16 protein-coding genes are annotated in these 20,799 nt (G+C 67.3%); 6 read left to right on the top strand and 10 right to left on the bottom strand.

The window, feature by feature from the left end:
- Nucleotide 1: 1 nt before the first annotated feature.
- The 6 genes from ACQPYS_RS03910 to ACQPYS_RS03885 all read right to left on the bottom strand — a co-directional run bounded on the left by ACQPYS_RS03910 (nt 2) and on the right by ACQPYS_RS03885 (nt 5,828).
- Entirely contained in the window at nt 2-1,456 is a 1,455-nt protein-coding gene (locus ACQPYS_RS03910) for a peptide MFS transporter (protein WP_433491716.1), read from the bottom strand.
- A gap of 103 nt (nt 1,457-1,559) precedes the next feature.
- A complete protein-coding gene (locus tag ACQPYS_RS03905) occupies nt 1,560-2,507 on the bottom strand; it encodes a Ppx/GppA phosphatase family protein (protein WP_063035657.1) in 948 nt (315 codons plus the stop codon).
- A 64-nt stretch (nt 2,508-2,571) separates the two neighbouring features.
- The gene (locus ACQPYS_RS03900) at nt 2,572-3,090 is read right to left on the bottom strand and encodes a DUF501 domain-containing protein (protein ID WP_063035656.1); all 519 of its coding nucleotides are present in this window, start codon (nt 3,088-3,090) and stop codon (nt 2,572-2,574) included.
- Nucleotides 3,087-3,674 (bottom strand): FtsB family cell division protein, encoded by a 588-nt coding sequence (locus ACQPYS_RS03895; protein WP_433491715.1) that lies wholly within the window; start codon nt 3,672-3,674, stop codon nt 3,087-3,089. Before ACQPYS_RS03895 ends, ACQPYS_RS03900 begins: the two co-directional genes overlap by 4 nt.
- A 5-nt stretch (nt 3,675-3,679) precedes the next feature.
- Nucleotides 3,680-4,963, bottom strand: a complete 1,284-nt coding sequence (gene eno / locus ACQPYS_RS03890) for a phosphopyruvate hydratase (protein ID WP_039822538.1) — start codon at nt 4,961-4,963, stop codon at nt 3,680-3,682.
- Between the two features lie 130 nt (nt 4,964-5,093).
- Complete coding sequence (locus tag ACQPYS_RS03885; protein WP_433491714.1) at nt 5,094-5,828, bottom strand: lytic transglycosylase domain-containing protein; 735 nt, start codon at nt 5,826-5,828, stop codon at nt 5,094-5,096.
- A gap of 227 nt (nt 5,829-6,055) precedes the next feature.
- Here ACQPYS_RS03885 and ACQPYS_RS03880 point away from each other — a divergent pair, with 227 nt between their 5' ends.
- The 4 genes from ACQPYS_RS03880 (at nt 6,056) to ACQPYS_RS03865 (ending at nt 11,356) form a co-directional block, all read left to right on the top strand.
- Nucleotides 6,056-7,258, top strand: a complete 1,203-nt coding sequence (locus tag ACQPYS_RS03880) for a DUF7373 family lipoprotein (RefSeq protein ID WP_433491713.1) — start codon at nt 6,056-6,058, stop codon at nt 7,256-7,258.
- A 57-nt stretch (nt 7,259-7,315) separates the two neighbouring features.
- On the top strand, nt 7,316-8,491 hold the full coding sequence (locus ACQPYS_RS03875; RefSeq protein WP_433491712.1) for a DUF7373 family lipoprotein: 1,176 nt from the start codon (nt 7,316-7,318) through the stop codon (nt 8,489-8,491).
- Nucleotides 8,492-8,614: 123 nt separating this feature from the next.
- Nucleotides 8,615-10,186 carry a serine/threonine-protein kinase gene (locus tag ACQPYS_RS03870; protein WP_433491711.1) on the top strand — a complete coding sequence of 524 codons (1,572 nt, stop codon included), beginning with the start codon at nt 8,615-8,617 and terminating at the stop codon, nt 10,184-10,186.
- A gap of 18 nt (nt 10,187-10,204) precedes the next feature.
- Nucleotides 10,205-11,356 (top strand): DUF7373 family lipoprotein, encoded by a 1,152-nt coding sequence (locus tag ACQPYS_RS03865; RefSeq protein ID WP_433491710.1) that lies wholly within the window; start codon nt 10,205-10,207, stop codon nt 11,354-11,356.
- A gap of 82 nt (nt 11,357-11,438) precedes the next feature.
- Here the strand turns inward: ACQPYS_RS03865 and ACQPYS_RS03860 are convergent, their stop codons facing one another.
- From ACQPYS_RS03860 to eccCa, 4 genes are all read right to left on the bottom strand, one after another.
- Nucleotides 11,439-11,726 carry a WXG100 family type VII secretion target gene (locus tag ACQPYS_RS03860; RefSeq protein ID WP_433491709.1) on the bottom strand — a complete coding sequence of 96 codons (288 nt, stop codon included), beginning with the start codon at nt 11,724-11,726 and terminating at the stop codon, nt 11,439-11,441.
- A gap of 37 nt (nt 11,727-11,763) precedes the next feature.
- Nucleotides 11,764-12,099 (bottom strand): WXG100 family type VII secretion target, encoded by a 336-nt coding sequence (locus tag ACQPYS_RS03855; protein WP_157120326.1) that lies wholly within the window; start codon nt 12,097-12,099, stop codon nt 11,764-11,766.
- Nucleotides 12,100-12,231: 132 nt separating this feature from the next.
- Nucleotides 12,232-13,683 carry a type VII secretion-associated protein gene (locus tag ACQPYS_RS03850; protein WP_433491708.1) on the bottom strand — a complete coding sequence of 484 codons (1,452 nt, stop codon included), beginning with the start codon at nt 13,681-13,683 and terminating at the stop codon, nt 12,232-12,234.
- Nucleotides 13,665-17,696 (bottom strand): type VII secretion protein EccCa, encoded by a 4,032-nt coding sequence (eccCa, locus tag ACQPYS_RS03845; protein WP_063035647.1) that lies wholly within the window; start codon nt 17,694-17,696, stop codon nt 13,665-13,667. The genes ACQPYS_RS03850 and eccCa overlap by 19 nt, the downstream gene beginning before the upstream one ends.
- Before the next feature lie 172 nt (nt 17,697-17,868).
- On the opposite strand from eccCa, the gene eccD reads away from it, so the two are divergent.
- Together eccD and mycP are read left to right on the top strand one after the other, a co-directional pair.
- A complete protein-coding gene (gene eccD, locus ACQPYS_RS03840) occupies nt 17,869-19,335 on the top strand; it encodes a type VII secretion integral membrane protein EccD (protein WP_431940677.1) in 1,467 nt (488 codons plus the stop codon).
- A 41-nt stretch (nt 19,336-19,376) separates the two neighbouring features.
- Complete coding sequence (gene mycP, locus ACQPYS_RS03835) at nt 19,377-20,741, top strand: type VII secretion-associated serine protease mycosin (protein WP_433491707.1); 1,365 nt, start codon at nt 19,377-19,379, stop codon at nt 20,739-20,741.
- Nucleotides 20,742-20,799: the final 58 nt, after the last annotated feature.

The raw sequence follows: 20,799 nt of genomic DNA, 5'->3' as shown, positions 1-20,799 counted from the left end.
GCTAGTGCACTCCCGCCATATGACGGGTTATCCACGACGACAGTCCGGCAATCACCGCGCCCGCCGCGATCGCCACCGAACCGGTGATCCCGAAGTAGGCGAACTCGTTGTCCGGCGAGTAGAAACGCGCCAACACCCCCGACAAGGTGGTGCCCAGCGCGACCGACAGAAAATAGAGCGCCATCGTCTGCGCCCGGAAATGTTCGGGGGCGAGCTGGGTGCTGACCGCGAGGCCGATCGGGGAGATCAGCAGTTCGGAGACGGCGAACACCGCCATGATGCACAGCACGGCCAGCGCCGGCACCGAACGGCCCGAAGTCCCGGCCAGTGGGACGAACAGCAGAAACGCCGTCCCCATCCCGACCACGCCGAGCGCGAACTTGCGAGGGGTGCTGGGCGCCCGATCCCCCAGCTTGGTCCACAGCGCCGCGAACAGCGGGGAGAGCACGATGATCCACACCGGCTCCACCGAACCGATCCAGTTCGACGGCGCGGTCCAGCCGAAGATGTTCCAGTTCATCCGTTCGTCGGAGTACACGGCGAGCACGGTGAAGATCTGCTGGAACAGGGCCCAGAACACCACATTGGCGACGAACAGCGGAACGAAGGCCCACACCCGGGTGCGTTCCAGCGGGCTCACCCGGCGATGGGTGAGCAGGACGGCGAAGTACGCCCCGGCGGCGATGACGATGAGCGCGGTGGTGACATCGGGCAGGTTGTCCACGGTGACCAGCCCGGTCACCAGTACCAGCACGATCACCAGGATCGCCGCGAGCACCACCGCGGCGAGCGGCCCGTAGGCGCGACGTGGCAGCGGATCGGTGGGCTCGCGTCCGGCGGCGCCGAGATTGCGGCGGAACACCACGTACTGGATCAGCCCCAGCGCCATCCCGACCGCAGCCGCCCCGAAACCGGCATGGAAGCCCCACTCCTCCTGGAGCAGCCCGGTGAGCAGCGGGCCGACGAAGGCACCGAGATTGATCCCCAGATAGAAGAGCGTGAATCCGCCGTCGACCCGCGGATCACCCTTCGGATACAGGGTGCCCAGCAGCGCGGAGGCGTTCGATTTCAGCGCGCCACTGCCCAGCGCCACCAATACCAGGCCCACGCCCACACCGGTGAGGCCCGGAATCAGTGCCAGTGCGATATGCCCGGCCACCACCACTACGCCGCCATAGAAGACGGTCCGCTCCATCCCGATCAGCCGGTCCGACACCCAGCCGCCGATGATCGTGGAGAGATAGACCAGACCGCCGTAGGCACCGACCAGACCGACGGCCACATCCTGATCCATACCGAGACCACCGTCGGTAGCCGAGTAATACAGGTAGTAGCCGAGGATGGTGAGCATCCCGTAGAAGGAGAAACGTTCCCACAGTTCGACACCGAAAAGGTTGACGAGTCCGACCGGGTGACCGAAAAAGGTGCGCTCGGCGACGTCTGGTACTTCGGACATGCTCAGACTGTCCCATGCCCCCGGTCCGGCGCGTGGCATACCGAACCGAACCGATACCGCAGCTCCACGAACACCCAGGCCACCGCGAGGCCCCGGTGAGCCGTCAGGCGATCGAGAGCGCGATCCCGTCCAGGATATCGTGTTCGCTGACTACCAGTTCGGTGATCCCGGCCCGCCGCTTCAGCTCCGCCGCCAGCACCTCGGTGATCACCGCGCCGCCGCCGATGACATCGACCCGGCCCGGATGCATGGGTCCGAGCGCGGCACGTTCGTCGTGATTCATCCCGATCAGCCGATCGCAGACCGCGAACAGATCCGGCAGCGAGATCCGCGCCAAGTGTGTTCTCGTCGAATCGTATTGGGGCAGGTCCAGTGCGACGGCCGCGAGTGTGGTCATGGTGCCGGCCACCCCGACCCAGGTATGCGCGCCGTCCACCGGGACGTGGGTGAACGCCTCGGTAAGACGTTCGGTCGCGAACTCCCGGGCCGCCGCGACTTCACCGGCCTCCGGCGGATTCCCGCGCAGACACCGCTCGGTGACCCGTACGCAGCCGATATCGGCGGAGAACGCCGCCCGCACTCCGTCGCCGTCCCCGACCACGAGTTCGGTGGAACCGCCGCCCAGATCGACCACGACGAACGGCCCGTCCGACGCCGCCAGCTCACCGACCGCGCCGGTGAACGACAATCGCGCCTCCTCGTCACCAGTGATCACCTCGGCGCTCGCGCCCGGAACCACCCGGCCGAGTTCGGCCCGGGTCATCGCGAAGAAATCCTCCCGGTTCGACGCGTCGCGAGTGGCGGAGGTGGCGACCATCCGCACCCGGCTCACACCGTGCTCGAGCATGAGGGACACATAGTCGGCCAACGCCACGCGGGTACGTTCGATCGCCTCCGGATTCAGCCGCCCCGTCGCGTCGACCCCTTTGCCGAGCCGCACGATCCGCATCTCCCGGTGCACATCGGTCAGGGTGGAATCCGCGCCGATATCGGCGATCAGCAGTCGGATCGAATTGGTGCCGCAATCCACGGCAGCGACCCGGTCGGTCATAGCGCCTCCTTCGGAGCTTGTACACGCGGTCCGCAGAGACCGGAACGAGGGCAGCGGTGCCGCATCATTCGTCTTCCGTCACCACGTATTCCGGCCAGTTCGCCGGGATCGCACTGCCGCGCAGTCCGTTCGCGGCCGCCAGCGCCACCGCCTCGTCACCGAGCGGATTGACTCCGGGCCCCTTGGCCAGCGCGTGGGCGATCAGCACATGCAGGCATTTCACCCGGTCCGGCATACCGCCGCCGCTGAAATCGGTCCCCAGCGATTCGATCTCGTCGCGTTCGGCCAGATAGCTGTCGTGCGCGGCGCGATAGGCGGCGGCGAGTTCGGTATCGCGGCCGAGCCGGTCGGTCATTCCCTTCATCACACCCGCGGACTCCAACCGGCTGGCCTCCGCGGTCAGCCGAGGGTCGGTGAGGTAGTAGAGGGTGGGGAACGGGGTGCCATCCGGAAGTTTGGGCGCCGTCTTGACCACCGCGGGCAGCCCATCGGGCGTCCGGTAGGCGATGGCGAGTACCCCGCGTGGTTCGCGGCCCAGCTGTTCGGCGACGATCTGCAGATCTCGGTCGTCGGGTGTACTCACCTGGGTCCTTCCGGCTGCGGCGCGGGGGTTTCGGTTTCGGGGGGCGGTTCGGAAATGCTCCGCCACAGATCCGTATACCACGGATCGGGTTCGTGCCGGGGTGCCTGCGGATCCGGGATCGCCGGCACTTCGATGCCCGGAACCTGCACGATATACGGGGTTTCGCCCGGCATCACCAGACGTAACCGGTCGCGCGCCTCGGAGCGGATATAGGCCGGGTCCTCCTGCTGAGCGCGGCGGTCCTTCAGCCGGTCGATATCGTCCTCCAGCGTCCGGCGTTCGGCCGCGAGCTGATCGGCCTCGGCGCGCTGGGTGAAATAGGTGCGCATGGGGACGGCCAGCGTCATCGCCAGCGCGCACACCACCATCGCCAGAATGATCGCCTTACCAGCGGACAACCCCAGCATGGTCCGTTCCGACCAATCCCGCGCGCCGTCCGTACCGGCCCTGGTCCGGCGGGTGGTACGCCGCACCCGCTCCGCCCCGCCGTGTACTTCGGCGGCGGGGCGGCGCGACGGCGCGCGCGACGTGCGGCGATCGCCCCGCCCCGCGGGGCTGGTACCGCGCGCACGCCGCTCCGACATCTACCTCAGTCCTCGAAGGTGAAGCGCGGGAATGCTACGTCACCGGCGTAACGAGCCGAATCGCCCAGCGCGTCCTCGATCCGCAGCAGCTGGTTGTACTTCGCCACCCGCTCGCTACGCGCCGGGGCGCCGGTCTTGATCTGGCCGCTGCCCACCGCGACCGCGAGGTCGGCGATGGTGGTGTCCTCGGTTTCACCCGACCGATGCGACATCATGGTCTTGTACCCGTTGCGGTGCGCCAGTTCGACAGCGTCCAGGGTCTCGGTGAGGGTGCCGATCTGATTCACCTTCACCAGCAGCGCATTCGCCGCGCCCTTGGCGATACCGTCCTCGAGACGCTCGGGGTTGGTGACGAACAGGTCGTCGCCGACCAGCTGCACCTTGTCGCCGATCTCGTCGGTGAGCGCGACCCAGCCGTCCCAGTCGTCCTCCGACAGCGGATCCTCGATCGACACCAGCGGGTAGGCGGCCCGGAGTTCGGTGTAGAACTTCGCCATCTCGGCGGCCGAACGCGCGGAGCCCTCGAACTGATAGGCACCGTCTTTGTAGAACTCGGTCGCCGCGACATCCAGCGCCAGCGCCACATCCCGGCCCAGTTTCAGCCCGGTCTTACCGATCGCGACGCTGATCAGGTCCAGCGCCTCCTTGGTGCCGGCGACGTCGGGCGCGAACCCGCCCTCGTCACCCAGCCCGGTGGCCAGGCCCTTCTCCTTCAGCACCGCCTTGAGCGCGTGGTAGACCTCCGCGCCCCAGCGCAGCGATTCCTTGAACGTCGGCGCGCCGATGGGCGCCACCATGAACTCCTGCACATCCACACCGGTATCGGCGTGCGCACCGCCGTTGAGGATGTTCATCATGGGCACCGGCAGCACATGGGCGTTCGGTCCGCCGAGATAGCGGAACAGTTCCAGACCCGAGGACTCCGCCGCCGCCCGTGCCACCGCCAGGGAGACACCCAGCAGCGCATTGGCGCCGAGGCGCGATTTGTCCGGGGTCCCGTCGAGGTCGAGCAGCGCCTGGTCGACGGTGCGCTGTTCGACGGCGTCCAGGCCGATCACGGCCGGAGCGATCTCGTCGAGCACCCCCTCGACGGCTTTCTGCACGCCCTTGCCGTTGTAGCGATCCCCGCCGTCGCGGAGTTCCACGGCCTCGTGCTCGCCGGTGGAGGCACCGGAGGGCACCGCGGCGCGGGTCAGGGTGCCGTCGTCGAGGGCGATCTCGACCTCGACGGTGGGGTTACCGCGCGAATCCAGGATCTCGCGAGCTCCGACCTGTTCGATGATGGCCACGAAAACAACACTCCTTCGGCTGGTGGCACGGTAGTTATCGGGACGAGCCGTGCGATTGTGAGCCTAATAGGCCCGGTTACGGCCAGTCCATCCGCCGCCCCGCAGCGCCCGCCGCAGTTCCGGCGCCACCTCAGACGCGCCGGCCGACGCTGTAGGTCGCGGCCCGATCGCGAACCACCTTCATATAGCTCTCCGACCTGTTGTAGGTGAACAGCGCCCGGCTCCACCCCTCGGCGGTGCCCAGCGTCCCGCCGCTCACGCACAGATACCGTGCCGCGGTGAGCGCCGCGTCATCGATACTGTGCGGATCGGCGACCCCGTCCCCATTGGCGTCCACTCCCCACCTGCGCCAGGTCTCCGGGATGAACTGCATGGGCCCGACCGCCCGATCGAAGACCCGGTCCCCGTCGAGCACACCGTCGTCGGTATCCCTGATCTCCGCGACCCCCGGCGCCCCGTCCAGGGGTATCCCGATGATCGACGGCTCCACCAGACCGTCGTCCCGCACCTCGGCCCCGCGATGCCGGCCGTGATCGCTCTCCACACTCCCGATCCCCGCCAATGTCGTCCAGCCGATCCCACAATCCGGCCGCGCCCGCGCCATCACCGCCGCCGCGTACCCGTACGCCTCGAGCGCGGCCACCGGCATATCCAGCGCCCCGGCGTGCTCGGCCGCCCACGCGTTCAATTGCGCGGCGGTCCGGCCGGGGGCATCGATATCGATCACGGGTACCGGGAGGCCGGGGCCTGGCGGAATCCCCTCCGGGATGGGCACCAAATCCTCGCCGGCCCCACACCCGGTCAGCACCAGAGCAACCAACGAAGCGGCGACGAGGCCGAACCTGCGGAAACGCACACCATCCATCATCCAGACCGGACAGCCCCGGGGGTTCTGCGCAAAGGATCGAACGGCACAGATCACAGGCGCGGTAGCAGTGGTCGTCCGGCCGAGGGCACCGGGCCACCCCGCCCGCTGCCCTCGGCCGTCCGTTCTCTCGGCCGGTCGGGCCCGATCGCGCTCCCACGTAACCCGTTGAGCCGCCACGATGTGCAGTACGATGCCGCAGGATCGCGATTCGTAAGGGGGCCGCAGTGCGCAGAACGGACCACTCTGTGCTGCGCCGAATCTGTACCGGACTCGCCGCCCTGTTCCTGTCGGCGGGCACTGCCGCCTGCGGATCGGTGGTGGAGGGGCAGCCCGTCAGACCCGCGCCGGACCTGACAGGCCTCGATATCGGGAACTATCCGTCCGAGCCGACCCACTACAGCACAGCGGGCGACGAGAAGGCCGCACGCTATCGGGAGGGCCAGCGACTCGGCGATTTCGTGGCACTGCCCTTCGAAGCGGACCCGGCCTATGTCACCCCGATGCGGGGTATGGGCGGGCCGGTGGTGCTGGACCGGCGAGATATGCAGTCCCTGGTCATCAACGATACTTTCGACGATGTCGCGACAGACCTGATCACCGGCTGGGTGCATACCTGGTCAACGGACGGTGATCCCGCCACCGCCGCGCAAATGAGTATCGCGGTGTTGATGTTCCCGGATGCGGCCACCGCCGAGACCGTCGCCGACGGTCTCGAACACGACGATTTCACTTTCAACACCGACAACCGGCCCGCCACGCTCCCCGGATACCCCCGCTCCAGGGCGCATTGGCGGCCCGGCACCGCCTCGCTCGGCAGCTGGACCGCCCACGATCGCTATGTCGTTTACATCAAGTTCGACGACTTGTCCGGGCGCACCGATCTGGCCGGCATGGTCCAGCGCACCGAGGCCCTACTCCGTGTGCAGTCGCCCCTGCTCGATCAATTCGAGCCCACACCGGCGGACCAATTGACCGGGATCCCGCTGGACCCCGATGGGGTACTGGCCCTTGCCCTCCCGAAGAACCTGCAGACGGTGGCGGCGCTCGGTCCCCCGGGCGCCTTCCGCGGGCGGGGCGCCCTGTACGCACTCGGCGGAATAAACAGCCTGGACTTCCTCGCCGAAGGGCAGGTCTCGGCCATCGCCCTCGCGGAATCGGTGGTGATGCGAAGCCGGACAGTGGTCGGGGCCCAAGCGCTGTGGCAACGGTTCCGGCCCGTCACCGGGGACGCGGCAAACACCGAGTCGATCGATGCGCCCGCCGGCGTCACAGACGGAAACGTCGAGTGTTTCAGCAGGAAAGCCGAGCAGCGTCCGTCGACTTTCTGCCTGTTGCGGACCGGTAGGTTCTTCGCGCTGGTGGAGGGCGCGCAGATCCAGGATCTGCATCAGAAGACCGCGGCCCAGTACGCATTGCTCGCAGGTTGAGGGGGACGGATGGTCACCGGCGCCGGTCGTAGCCGTTCAAGGGTTCTGAGATATGTGATGACGGCATTCGTATCCGCCGTGTCCGTGGTGACCACGGCGTGCGCGCAGACAGTGACGGGTCACGCCGGGCCCGGGATGGCGCCGGTCACCATCACCGAGCTGGATCACGGCCTGTTCCCCACCGAGCCGACGAAATTCGAGATGGAGATCAATACCTCCGCCGATATCTACTCCCTCGAATCGCGCCGAATGCTCGGATCCCTGATTTCGCCTTACCAAGTGGATCCGGATTTCCGGTATCTCCAGGACACCGAACTGATCGCCGCGGGCACATCTCCGACGCCGAACCTGCTGCCCACCGAGTTCGAGCCGATCGCCGAGAAGAACTTCTTCGTGTCCGGAGTAGTGACCGCGCGCGCGAACAACAACCCCCGCACCGAAAAGCGCCTCGCGGTCGCCGTTCTGAGGTTCGGAAACGATGACTACGCCCGAACCGCCGCGACCGAGTACAACACGGCGATGGACGTGCTGGCTCCCGGACGTCAGCGAATCGATATCGCCGGCTACGGCGAGGCTCACGCCGCGCTCGCGCCCGGCCGTGACCGGGCACAGCTCTTCGCGGCCACGGGGCCCTTCGTCGTGGTAGCCGCCATGTCGGCGCCGCCGGGCGAAGTCGCACTGGCGGGTGAGCGGTTGAGGAAACTTCTCGACCTGCAATTCGGTGCATTGCAGAGCCTGGTACCCACACCACCCGACGATATGCTCGACCTGCCCACAGACCCGGACGGCATCATGAGCATGACGCTGCCCGGCGACTTCCAGGGAAGTGCCGCCTTCAGTGATCTGCTCGGCGCCTACAGCCCCTCGGCGTACCTGCACATGGAACCCGATGCCGAGGCGATCCACGACTACGAGGCATACGGCGTGGACCTCGTCGCTCGCAACAACGCGACCGTCTACCGGGCCGCGGGGCCGTCCCAGGCCTTCGCCTTGCAGACGGCGCTCACCCGCCCCGGCAGATACGACGAGCGGATCGACGAGCCACCCGGTCTCGGCGATGCCCGCTGTGTGCAGCGCGATTACCACACCGCGCTGTTCCAGACGTTCTTCTGCGTGGTCGTCTACGACCGCTACGTGGCACTGGTCGATGACACCGGCCTCGGCAAGCTGCCCTCTCCGGAACTCCACCAGGGACTCGCCGCCCAGTACGCCATTCTCGCGAACAGCCGCTGACCACCGTGGGCGGGGCCGCTGTGGCCGCGGTGCCGGGGATCGTGATGTAGGGCAGGATCAATTCGACCGCACCGGAGCAATGATGGCTCACCGCGGGTCGGTCGGGGCAAGAGGAGGACACGAATGGCGTTGCCGCCCGGTGCCGTTGTCGGGGGCTACCTCATAGTAGGAGTTCTGGGTAGCGGCGGGATGGGGTCGGTGTACCTGGGCCGGCACCCCACCCTGCCGCGCCGGGACGCGATCAAGATCCTCAGCGAGGACTTGTCCGGTGACCCGGAATTCCGCGCACGCTTCGAGCGCGAAGGCAGCCTCGCCGCCGGCCTCGACCACCCGAATATCGTCACGGTGTACAACCGCGGCGAGGAGGACGGCCGGCTGTGGATCGCGATGAAGTACGTGCCGGGTACCGACGCCTCCGAAGAAGCAAGCAAGGGCCCGGGGGTCATGACACCGCCACGCGCCCTGCACATCATCTCCGAGGTCGGGAAGGGATTGGATTACGCCCACCGGCGCCGGCTGCTGCACCGGGACATCAAACCGGCCAATTTCCTGCTGTCCGCCTCCCCCGACGACGATCACGAGCGGGTCCTGCTCACCGATTTCGGTGTCGCGAAGTCCGCCGAGGACGGCCAGGACCTCACGGCGACCGGGAAGTTCATGGCCACCGTGGCATATGCTTCGCCCGAACAGTTGCTCGGCCGGCAACTCGACCACCGCTCCGATATCTACAGCCTGGGATGCTCCTTCTTCCGGCTCCTGACCGGACAGAACCCGTACCCGTCCACCGTGCCGGCCGTGGTGATGATGGGCCACGTCAACGAACCGCCGCCGCGGATTACCGCGGTCCGCGGTGATCTCCCCCCCGCACTCGATCAGGTATTCGCCCGGGTGCTGGCCAAGAATCCACAGGATCGCTATCCGACCTGCCGCGAGTTCGTCGCCGACGCGGAAGCGGCGATGCGCGGGCCGAACTCGTACCGTGCCCCGGGTCCGGGCCATGTGTTCGCGTCACCGGGCGGGCCGGGTTCGGGACCGTCGTACGCCGGCGGATACGTCTCTGCCACGAATACACCACCCCTGCCCGGGCAGGAGGAAGTGACCACGCGGCCGCGCACCGGTTATGCCACCACCGCAGCCCGGCCGGACACCGGTAAGCGGGGGCGAAGCCGGATCATCGTCTCCGCCGCGGTAGCCGTCGTCGCGATACTCGCGATCGCCGCCGGCATCTATGCCTTCTCCAGCGGTGGATCGGGGTCTTCGGCGGGGCCCGACCTGGCCGAAGTCCGATCGGATCACCCGGAATTCACCGGCAAGACCGTGGTCGCCTTCAATTACGGGAATTCGATGTTCTCCGCGGTACTGGACGGTTCGCCGCAGGCCGACTTCCTCCGCGATATCGGCTTCCGGTACAGCGACGAGTACCTCCCCCTGCGGAACGAGACCTCGCCCCGGGACCTGGCGCCGACGAGCTTCTCGCTGCCGAAGACCCTGGATGTCATCGTCGTGACCCGGTCCGACAGTGCCGCCGGTAACGGCGGCCTCGGGGGCCTACCGAATCAGTTCCTGAACTCTTCGGCGAAAATCGTTGTAGTCGACGATATAAACACGGTGCAGGCCTTCCAGGTGTGGACCGGCCAGTCCGCGGCCACCCTGGTCGATAGATTGGTCCCGTCCATCTCGGCCGTAGTGGATTGAGGAAAAGGGGGCCCTGCCGTGCCGACTTCCAGGCGCGTTTCGAGTGCGGTGTGCACATTGGCGATCATTGTCGCCGCCGGCTGCGGACACGACACCGAAAGCCACACCGCCGTGGACACTTCCGCGCTCCGGCCCGGTAACTATCGGACGGTACCGCGCGCGGCAGCGGAAGTGCGGACACCCGAAAACGTGGGCATCCAAGAGGCGCTGCGCCTGGCCGAGTTCGTTCCCTTGATCATGGACACCGATCCCCGTCTCGTCTTCGGCCGGGTCCGATACCAGCGCAAGATGTACACCCAGCTCGAACCCCCTGAGCTGACCGACAACTTCGCCACGGAGGTGCCCGGTTTCCGGGTCGGATGGGAAACCGCCGGGCAGCGGCGCGCGGAGCAGACACTGGGCCGCACCGTCGAACTGACGGTGCTCCGGTTCACCGAGCCCGGACAGGCGGCCCACGCCGCGAAATATCTGTCCGACCGGGCGTGGACCGGCCGCTATCCACCGGTGGCCACGATCGCGATACCTGGTTATGCCGACGCATTCGGTCAGGTCGGCCAGTACGACTCGGTATCCACCTGGGCCGCAAGCGACGAATACCTCGTGAAAACCTATATCGGACCAGGCGTGGATATACCACCCGATCACAACGCCCTGGCCGAGCTGACCCAGGCGGTGCTGGACAAGCAGTTCGAGCGGCTACGGGAATTCCGGCCGACCTCTCCCGAAAAGCTGCCGGAGCTGCCCGTCGACACCGATGACATCCTCCGTCACGCATTACCCGCCGAAACAGGGGAAAGCGAAGCGGTGATGAAACCCTCGGTCGCTTTACATTTCACGGAGCGCCCCGACCTGACGAAACGAGCGATCGAAGACGCGCAAATCGACCTGGTGACGCGGGGAGAAACCGAAATATATCGCGCGGGCGACGCGGCGGCCGCCGAGCGATTCGCGGCCTATCTGGACTCCCGGCTCGACCCGGCGTACGAAACAATTGATACGCCACCGGGCATGCCCGGCGCACACTGCTCCGAAAACCCGGAGGAAACGGGTTCCCTCCGATGTGTCTTCACGAATGGCCGGTACACCGTTCTCGTCGACGGAGCCGATCAAATCCAGGAGTTACATCAGAAGACCGCGGCGCAGTACCTACTGCTGAATGATCTGACCTGAGGCGAAAGAAAGCGATTGCGCCTCGAGAATCGATCTCGGGGCACAATCGCTGTTTCGAGCTGCATCCGGTCGGCCTATCGAATCAGACCCAGCGCGACGCATTCAGTTTATCGGTGGTCGTCATATCGATGGCACCGTCTTCGACGATCTTGGCGAGACGCTCCATGATGTCGAGCAGGCCGTTGTGTGCCTCGTCCCACCGCGCCTGCTTGAGGCGGTATGCCTCCTGCGCACCGGATTCCCATTCGGCGGCCAGCGCGTTGACGTAACCCTGGAGCTCGTCGTGGGTTTCGGTCAACCGGCCCTTCGATGTACGGAGGTCGCCGGTCATCGCCATCAACTGGGCTTCCGAATACTTCATCTGCGACATAGCAATAACTCCTAAGACTCTCGTGAACCGACGGCGTTCAGATCTTCAGGCTGGAGCCGAGTTCGGCCGAGGCACCGAGCGAATTCAAGCGATCCTGGTTCGCCTGTTCGGTGGCCGTGTACCCCTTGCCGTTTTCACGGATGAGGGTCCCGATCTCCGCGAGGACGTCGTGCAGCTTGCGGGACTGCGAATCGTAATCGTCCATGACCTTGCGGAAGGTGGCGGCGGCAGAACCTTCCCAGTTCCCCGCCGAACCGGCAACAATGTTACGGACGTTGCCGAGTTCGGTCTGCAGCTGCGAATTCACGTTCTCGACGTGCTTGGCAGCTGTCTCCATTGCCGCTACGTCGGTAGTGACGTTGGGGTTCGCCACGATATCTCCTTACTCGAGTTCGGATCCGGACCCCCTGCGTCCGCAAACGGTCCGAACTTGCCTTCATGATGATTGGACGCGATCCCCGCCCAATCGGTTCCGTAGGATTCCGGAAAATATCCCGGCCGGAGGTCATCGGCTGACATCCAGCGAGTTCGCGAGGTCTTCACAGATAGGTGTGATCGAGTCCTGCCCCCCTGTCTGATATTGGCACCCGATACTGATCTGGATGCTGTGCTCGACGATAACATGCCAGTCAACGGTGGATCCGTCCTCCGGATGCTCGGAATATGCCAGGCCAGGACGGCCCGCGAACACCACGTCGCGACGGACCGCGGATACCGAACCCGCTGGGCGACGGGCGATCTGCGCCTCCAGGTCGGCGGCGATCCGTTCATAGCCGACATCGGGTGTCACGGGCTGCTGGGTCACGGTGATACGTGCGCGCAACCCGGTCTCGGGCACCAGTTCCAGGCGCCCGGAACCGGCGGACGGATCCTTGATCCGCCACCCGGCCGGGACCGTGAGACGGAGAGCGCCGAAGGACACCGGGCCCGGATCGGCAGCCGTGTCGGTGTCACCGCCGTCGGGCGCCGGGATAGTGGACGGCGCGGTGGCCACGGCAGCCGAGTCGCCGCCGGAAATCCGGACGATACCGATGCCGGCCGCTACCAGGACGGCGACGACGAGTACGGCCGCCGCCGCGAGATAGAGCGGGGTCCGGGAGGGCGGTGGCCGGGTGGCGGCGGCCCGCTCTCGCAGGGGCTGTAGCCATTCGGTCTCGGCGGCGGCCGGGGGCAGGGTGGGGCGGTGATCGCCGGGGTCGGTGCGGGGCACCCGCACCAGATCGGTACCGGCCACCACCACCAACTCGGCGTTACCGCAGCGTTCGGCGACCACCGAACCGATCCGCTCGAGGAAGCCGACGTCGGTACGGCCCACCACGAGTACCGAACTCACCCGGCAGCCGTGCAACAGTCGGTCGAGCAGTGCGTCGAAACCGGCGCGGCCGTCGTCGTCCGCTGCGATCTCGGCGGCGGCCAGTACCGGCTCGTGCTCGCAGTACTCGAGCCGCGGACCGCCCTCCGCCGGAACCACAGTGGAGGCGGTGGTCGACAGCGGTCCGAATTCGAGGACCACGGTGCGCGCATCGCGTAGCCGCCGCCCGGCGGCGACCGCCCGGACGGCGATCGTCTCCAGCGTCACGTGACCGCTGTGGCGACGTGCCGCGGACTCCAGGACGGTCAGCCGATGCGGGTCCCATTCGGTCGGGTGTACGACGGTGAGCCGCTCACACGGTGTCGGTATACGCAGCTGGGTGAGCGTATGACCGAGCACCGCGCTCAATGCTTCCTCGGGTGTCGGCATACCCGGGTCGTAGGCGATGCGGTCGGCGGTGACCAGCTGCACCGGCGACACCGCGATGGAGGGAGGAGCCAGCGGCTCGCCCACCACCAGACTGCGGCCGTCACCGGTGGGTACGACCGACGGAGTGAGATCGGTATGGGTGTTCGCGCTCCACGCCCACAGCCGTGTCTCGGTCAGCGCGATCTCGGCCACCGGCATTACTGCGCCGGCATCCACGAGGTCTGGATGAGATCGTTACCCGAACGCCCGACCAGGGTGCCGCGGCCCGGCGGCATGGCACTGGGCCGGACATTTCCGAGCAGGCCGCCCTCTTCCCGGCTGCCGCTCATGATCAGTCCGGGCGTGGCCAGGTCGCGCATGCGGGAGATCACCGGCTCGTACATGGCCCGGCCCGCGCCGCCGGAGCGGCGCGCGATGATCAGGTGCAGGCCGATGTCCTTGGCATGCGCGAGGTAATCGACGATCTGCGCGAGCGGGTTGCCGCTGGATCCGCTGGAGACCAGGTCGTAGTCGTCGACGATCACGAACAGATCCGGGCCGGTCCACCAGGAACGGTCGCGCAATTCCTGCGGGGTGACGTTGGGGCCGGGCATGCGGGTTCGCAGCAGGGCGGCGAGGTCACGCATATTCGTGGTCAGGCCCTCCGCGCCGGTCGCGTAGGCGGCGAGGCGTTCCTGGTCGAAGTAGCCGAGCATGGTGCGCCGGAAATCGACCAGGATGAGCGCCGCCTTGTCGCGCGCGTTGGATTCGACGATGCCGCTGACGATATTGCGCAGCAACGTCGACTTCCCGCATTCGGTATCGCCGAAGATCAGGAAGTGCGGATTGTCGTCGAAATTGAGGAAAACCGGCGCGAGCTCGGATTCGTTGATACCGATCGGGATCGCGACATTGCGCCGGTCCGCCGGGCCCTCCCAGGGTCCGATGCCCCGCACGAACTGTTCCCGGTCGAGTTGTTCGGGCAGCATCCGGACCTGCGGTGCGGGACGTCCGGGAGTCGCCTGCTGCAGTCGCGCGACGGCGTCGGCGACGCCGCGACCGAGATCCTCGGCCTCGGAGGACCCGTCCACCCGGGGCAGCGCGGTGAGCATATGCAGGCTTTCCGGAGTCATACCGCGACCCGGGCGGCCCTGCGGAACCAGCGCCGCGACCTTGCGGCCGAACTCGGAATCGGCCGGATCACCGAGGCGCAGTTCCAGCCGGGTGCCGATTTGATCCTTGAGCTGCGGCCGGGCCTCCATCCAACGCGAGAGCGCGATCACCACGTGCACGCCGTAGGACAGGCCCTGGACCGCGAGGTTCATGATCGCCTGTTCCAGCGGTTCGAAATCCTGGCGGATCGAACCGAAACCGTCGATCACCAGGAAGACGTCACCGAACGGGTCCTCGTGGGCCCCGGTGGCGGCCTGACTGCTCGCCGGGTCGCCGGCACGCAGGCGGCGGAACTCCGACATCGACTCGATGCCGAGCTGGCGGAAGCGCAGTTCGCGGGTGCGCACGATGGTGGTCATCTCGGCGATGGTGCGGCGGACCTTGTCGTGGTCCAACCGGCCGGCCACCGAACCGACGTGCGGCAGGCCCTCGAGACTGGCGAGGGTGCCACCACCGAAATCCAGGCAGTAGAACTGCACCTGTTCGGCGGTATGGGTCAGCGACATCGCCATGATCAGCGTGCGCAGCATGGTCGATTTACCCGACTGCGGGCCACCGACGACGGCCACATTGCCGCGCGCACCGGACAGATCCACGACCAGGGGGTCGCGCCGCTGGTCATAGGGGCGGTCGACGATACCGATCGGTGCGCGCAGACCGGCCTGCGCGCTGTATTCGCCGGTGAGGATAGAACGTGGGACGAGTTCGTCCAGCGACGGGGCGGCGTCCAGCGGCGGCAACCAGATCTCGTGGGCGGGCCGGCCGTGGCCGCGTATCCGGGCCACCAGCATGCCGATATTGGAGATCTGTTCGCCGTCCTCGATCAGCGGTTCCGGATCGTCGAGCGGTTCGGGAGCCAACGGTATCCGGTCCACTGCCCGGAATTCGACGTGTTTGGCCAGGAACGGGCGGGCGGTGATATCGATCTCGCCGGCCCGGGTCGCCACTGCGATATCGCGCTGCGGGCCGCCACCCACATACGCCCCGGAGACGTAGGAGGCCTGGAATCGCTGGATCTCGCCCGAATCCGATTTCAGGTAGCCACCGCCGGGATTGTTGGGGAGGTTATAGGCATCCGGGACACCGAGCACCTGGCGGGATTCGTTCGCGGAGAAGGTTTTCAGGCCGATACGGTAGGACAGGTGCGACTCCAGGCCTTTGAGCTTGCCCTCTTCCAACCGCTGCGAGGCGAGCAGCAGATGGACGTGCAGCGAGCGGCCCAGGCGGCCGATCATCACGAACAGTTCCGCGAAATCGGGGTGCTGGGTGAGCAGTTCGGAGAACTCGTCGAGGACCACGAACAGCGCGGGCAGCGGATCGAGATCGGCACCGGCGGCCCGGGCCTTCTCGTATTCGGAGACATTCGCGAAGTTACCGGCCTGGCGCAGCACTTCCTGACGGCGGTTCATCTCGCCCGCCAGCGCATCGCGCATACGGTCGACGAGGTCGGCTTCCTCTTCCAGGTTGGTGATGACGGCCGCGACATGCGGGACCCCGTCGAGGCCGAGGAAGGTCGCGCCGCCCTTGAAGTCGACGAGGACCAGATTCAGCTGGTCCGGTGAATGAGTGGCCAGCAGACTGAGCACCAGGGTGCGCAGGAATTCGGACTTACCGGAACCGGTGGCGCCGATGCACAGACCGTGCGGGCCCATACCGGATTCGGCGGCTTCCTTGATATCCAGCACGACGGGCAGCCCGTCGGCGCCGACACCGAACGGAACCCGCAACCGCTCCCGGCCGTAGCGGGGCCGCCACGCGCTCTCGGGATTGAAGGAACCGATATCGCCCAGGCCCATCAACTGCGCCCAGGTGTTGATGGTCTCCCCTTCGCTGACCTCGACATCGCTACTGCGCTGGGTGGCCGCGCGGTAGGGGGCGAGGCGGCGGGCCACCTGCTGGGCCTGTTCCCGGCCGATCCGGTCGATGACCGCGAAACGCTCCTGGTTTCCGGTGGCGCCGCGGCCCAGGCATTCACCATTACGGATGGTCAGGCCGATGCCCCGCGATACCGCCAGGCGCGGCGCGTATCCGCACAGGTCGATGACGGTGACGCCCTCGTACCCGGATTCGCGCAGCTGATCCTCTTCGGCTTCGAGCAGGCCGCCGTCCACCACGATCACCACGTGCACCATGGCGGCATTGGTGGGCTGGTTACGGGAGTAGCGGACCCGGTTGCCGAGGATGGGGGCGAGGCCGGCCATCATCTCGCGGATCGAACCGAAGAACATACGCTGGGTACCGACACCGTCCTGGGCGTCCGGGTGCTGGGTGTGCGGCAGCCATTTGGTCCATTCCCATTCCGCGCTGGTGTCGGGCCCGCAGACGATCGCGGTGAGCACCTGGTCCGGGCCGTGGAACATGGCCAGCTGAACCAGCATCGCGCGCACCATGTCCCGGGCCTGGGCCCGGTCGCCGTCGAGGGCGATGGTGGCGAAACCCTTCACCGCGATGGCGGTGGGCAGATCGGGGACCGTGGAATGCGCGCGGACGAAACGGCGCAACGAGACCGCGGCGATCGGTTCGAGCTCCTCCACCGGCCCGGTTTCCGGGGCGACCAGGCGGGTGGCCAGCCGCTGCCCTCCGATGCCGATACGGACATGGCAGAAGTCCTTGTCGCTGGGCCGGCGCTCCCACATCCGGGAGGTACCGGCGAGCATCCAGACCAGGCCCGGCTCCGGATGACTCCACTCCACCGCGGCCCGCTGCTCGGCCGCCGTGACCCCGACATCCTTGCGGACCTGGTCGAGATAGCGCAGATAGTCCTTGCGGTCCTCGTTGGCCTCCGCCGCCTTGGCCCCCTTACCGTTGCCCTGGCCGGCGAACATCCCGACCATCGAGACCATCATCATCATCGGGAACATCAGCGACATCGGATTCGACGCGATACCACCGCCCTGGGTGAACATCAGCGCCATCATCCCGACCATGCCGATGATCATCACGACCGGCATGAGCTTGCCCAGCAGATTTCCCGGCGTCACCCGGGGGATTTCGGGGGGTGGCTGCAGGGTGACCTCGCCGCCCGGTGTCCGTGGAACCTCCCGGCGCGCACGCCGCTGAAAACGGACAGTGGTCATCGAACGAGATCCCCCTTGTGGCCATGCGATGTTCGGGCTCAGTGTAGAGGCAAGCACGAACATGTCGTACAGTTCGACCTGCATTCTGCTGGCCGGAACGGGGGCACGCAACCCGCGATCTCCTGGGAGAATGCGGAAAACGAGCAGGGTAGCGAACCAACTTGGGGGAAGCGTGACGCATGCGCGACTGGACCATATGGAGGAAGATTCCTCGCGGGGGATAGTCCGCGCACCGGATCTCACCAGGGTCACCATTCTGGCCAAACACACCCAGGTCGATATGGCCATTCCAGTCGATGTTCCGGTCGCGCTGGTGATCCCGAGTGTGGTCGATATGATCGCCGCGCACAGCAGAACCAACGACTTCGACCACCAGGGCGAACGCTACGAACCCGCGGACTGGGTGCTGGCCCGGATCGGCCAGCCGCCGCTGTCGAATTCGCTCAGCCTCGGTGAACAGGGGGTGCGCGACGGCGAGCTGCTGATGTTGGAGAACTCGGCCCACACCGCGCCGACCCCGCTCTTCGACGACATCATGTACAACGTCGCCGTCGCCGACGCCGAGCATTTCCGCGGGTGGAATCCGAATACCGCGCGGATCACCGGCTCGGCGCTGGCGGTGCTCACCATGCTGGCGGGTTGCACCGCACTGCTGGCGTCGCCGGACGCGATGCCCGGCTGGATCACCGGGGCGATCGCGCTGGGGGTGGCGGTGCTGCTGGTGGTCGCGGCGATGATCCTCAGCCGGGTGTACGGCGATCCGAAGACCTCGCTGGTCCTCGGCGGCTGCGCGCTGCCGCCGGCGTTCACCGGCGGCATGCTGATCGTGCCGGATCACTACGACTGGGCCCATATGCTGCTCGGTTCCACGCTATTGGGGGCCACGGCGATTCTGGCCTGGCGGGTCACCGGCGTGGGCCTCGGGCTGTTCATCGGCGCGGGCACGGTGGCGCTCTTCGCGGTGCCCTCCGCGCTGGTCGGCCTGCTCACCGAGCTGCCGATGAAGGCCGTCGGCGCGGTGGTGGCGGCCCTGGGTCTCGCCGCGCTGTCGCTGGCCCCGCGGATCTCCATGATGCTGGCGAAACTGCCGCTGCCCCCCGTGCCCTCCCCCGGCACCCCCATCGATCCGACCGAAGACGATCCCGACGATCACCGGGCCCTGCCCACGCTCGATGCCCTGCACGCGAAATCGGCTCGCGCGCGGACCTATCTGAGCGGACTGGTCTCGGCGACCACGCTGGTCACGGTGGTCGGCGCGCTGGTGGCCACCGATCCCACCGGGGGCGGGTTCTTCTGGCAGGGCATCGCGCTCGCACTGGTGTGCGCGGCGGTCCTGATGTTCCGCAGCCGCACCTACGCCGGCGCCGAACAGGCCGTGATCCTGATCGCGGGTGGCGCCGCCATCCTGCTCGCCATGCTGGTGGGGATGGCGTTCGTGACCGATCTGCCGCTGGCCGCGTTCGGAGCCGCCCTGGTCATGCTGATCGCCGCGCTCGTCCTCGGCATGATCGTCCCCAACCAGACGGCCACTCCGCCGATGCGGCGGGCCGCGGAACTGATCGAATACGGCTTCGTGGCCGCGGTGCTGCCGCTCGTGTTCTGGGTGACCGACCTCTACTCCCTCGTCCGCGGGCTGTGAACCGGGGGGTCCGCGCCGCGGCGGTGGCCGCGGTACTCGGGATGAGTGCGACGCTCGGGCTCGGCTCTCCGGTGGCGTATGCCGACCGGCCCGCACCCGTCGATCCCGGGCAGTTGCCGGCCGGTGATCCGGCGAAACCCACCCAGGCCACCGAGCGCAAGGCGAATACCGCCTGCAACAGCACCGTTTCCGGCGGCGGCGGTCCGACCGTGCCACCCGCGCAGGCCGCCCTCGACCTGACGCGGGCGTGGCAGTTCTCCGAAGGAGCCGGGCAGGTCGTCGCGGTGATCGATACGGGGGTGGCCCGCCATGCCCGGCTGCCCGGGCTACGCGCCGGCGGCGACTTCGTCGCCAACAGCGGTGACGGCACCGAGGATTGCGACGCGCACGGGACCATCGTGGCCGGCATCATCGGCGCGAGCCGGGTCCCGAACGAGGGCTTCTCCGGAGTGGCACCGGCCGCGGCGATCCTCACGATCCGCCAGACGAGTGATAAGTACGTCAAAGCGGGCAGCAATGCCACCAAAACGCCGGAAGATCTCTCCAAAGAGGGATACGGCAATGTCGCCACCATGGCGCAGGCCGTCCGGCGGGCCGCCGATATGGGCGCCACTGTCATCAATATCTCCGAGGTCGCGTGCAGTGCCGGCCCTATCTCCGATGCTTCGCTCGGTGCCGCGCTCGACTACGCCGTCCACCAGAAGAACGTGGTCGTGGTGGCCTCGGCCGGTAATACCGACAACGACAGCTGCAAGGGCAATACCGGCATCCAGGACCCGCTGGATCCCGCGGCGGACCCGTGGAGCAATGCGACCGTCAACGTGACACCGGCTCGCTACGACGATCTGGTGCTCTCGGTCGGCTCTATCGATGCGAACGGTGCCCCCTCGGAGTTCACCGTCCCGGGCCCCTGGCTCAGTGTCGCCGCGCCGGGCGAGAACATCGTCTCCCTCGACGTGCACAGCGGCGGGGTCATCAACGGAACGGTCGATGCCCAGGGCGGTCGGCAGACCATCAACGGCACCAGTTTCGCGGCACCCTATGTCTCCGGCGTGGTCGCGCTGGTGCGCTCCCGTTTTCCTGAATTGTCCGCCGTCGAGGTCATGAAACGCATCCAGGCGACCGCCCACGCACCGGCCGAGGGCTGGAACCCCTATGTGGGCTACGGCGCGATCGACCCGATCGCGGCCTTGACCAACGAGGTTCCCGACGAATTACGGCCCAAGCAGCCGAATCCCGCGGTCAGCAAGCAGCTCGCGATCCCCGCTCCGCCCCCACCGCCGGACCATACCGCCCGGAATGTGGCCCTCATCGGCAGTGGGATCATCGGGGGCGGATTGGTGCTCGGCTATCTCGCCTCGTTCCCGGCCCGTCGCCGCTTCGGCGTCGGCGACGACGACGCCTGAGGCGACGCCTCCCGATCGAGTCGCTCGGCGCCGGAGAAGATCCGCGCCGACCGCGGCG

The sequence above is a fragment of the Nocardia grenadensis genome, assembly GCF_050942415.1.
GTDB classification, from domain to species: domain Bacteria; phylum Actinomycetota; class Actinomycetes; order Mycobacteriales; family Mycobacteriaceae; genus Nocardia; species Nocardia grenadensis.
Note: the sequence above shows the minus strand (reverse complement) of the source record. Positions and strands in the feature narration are given on the sequence as shown.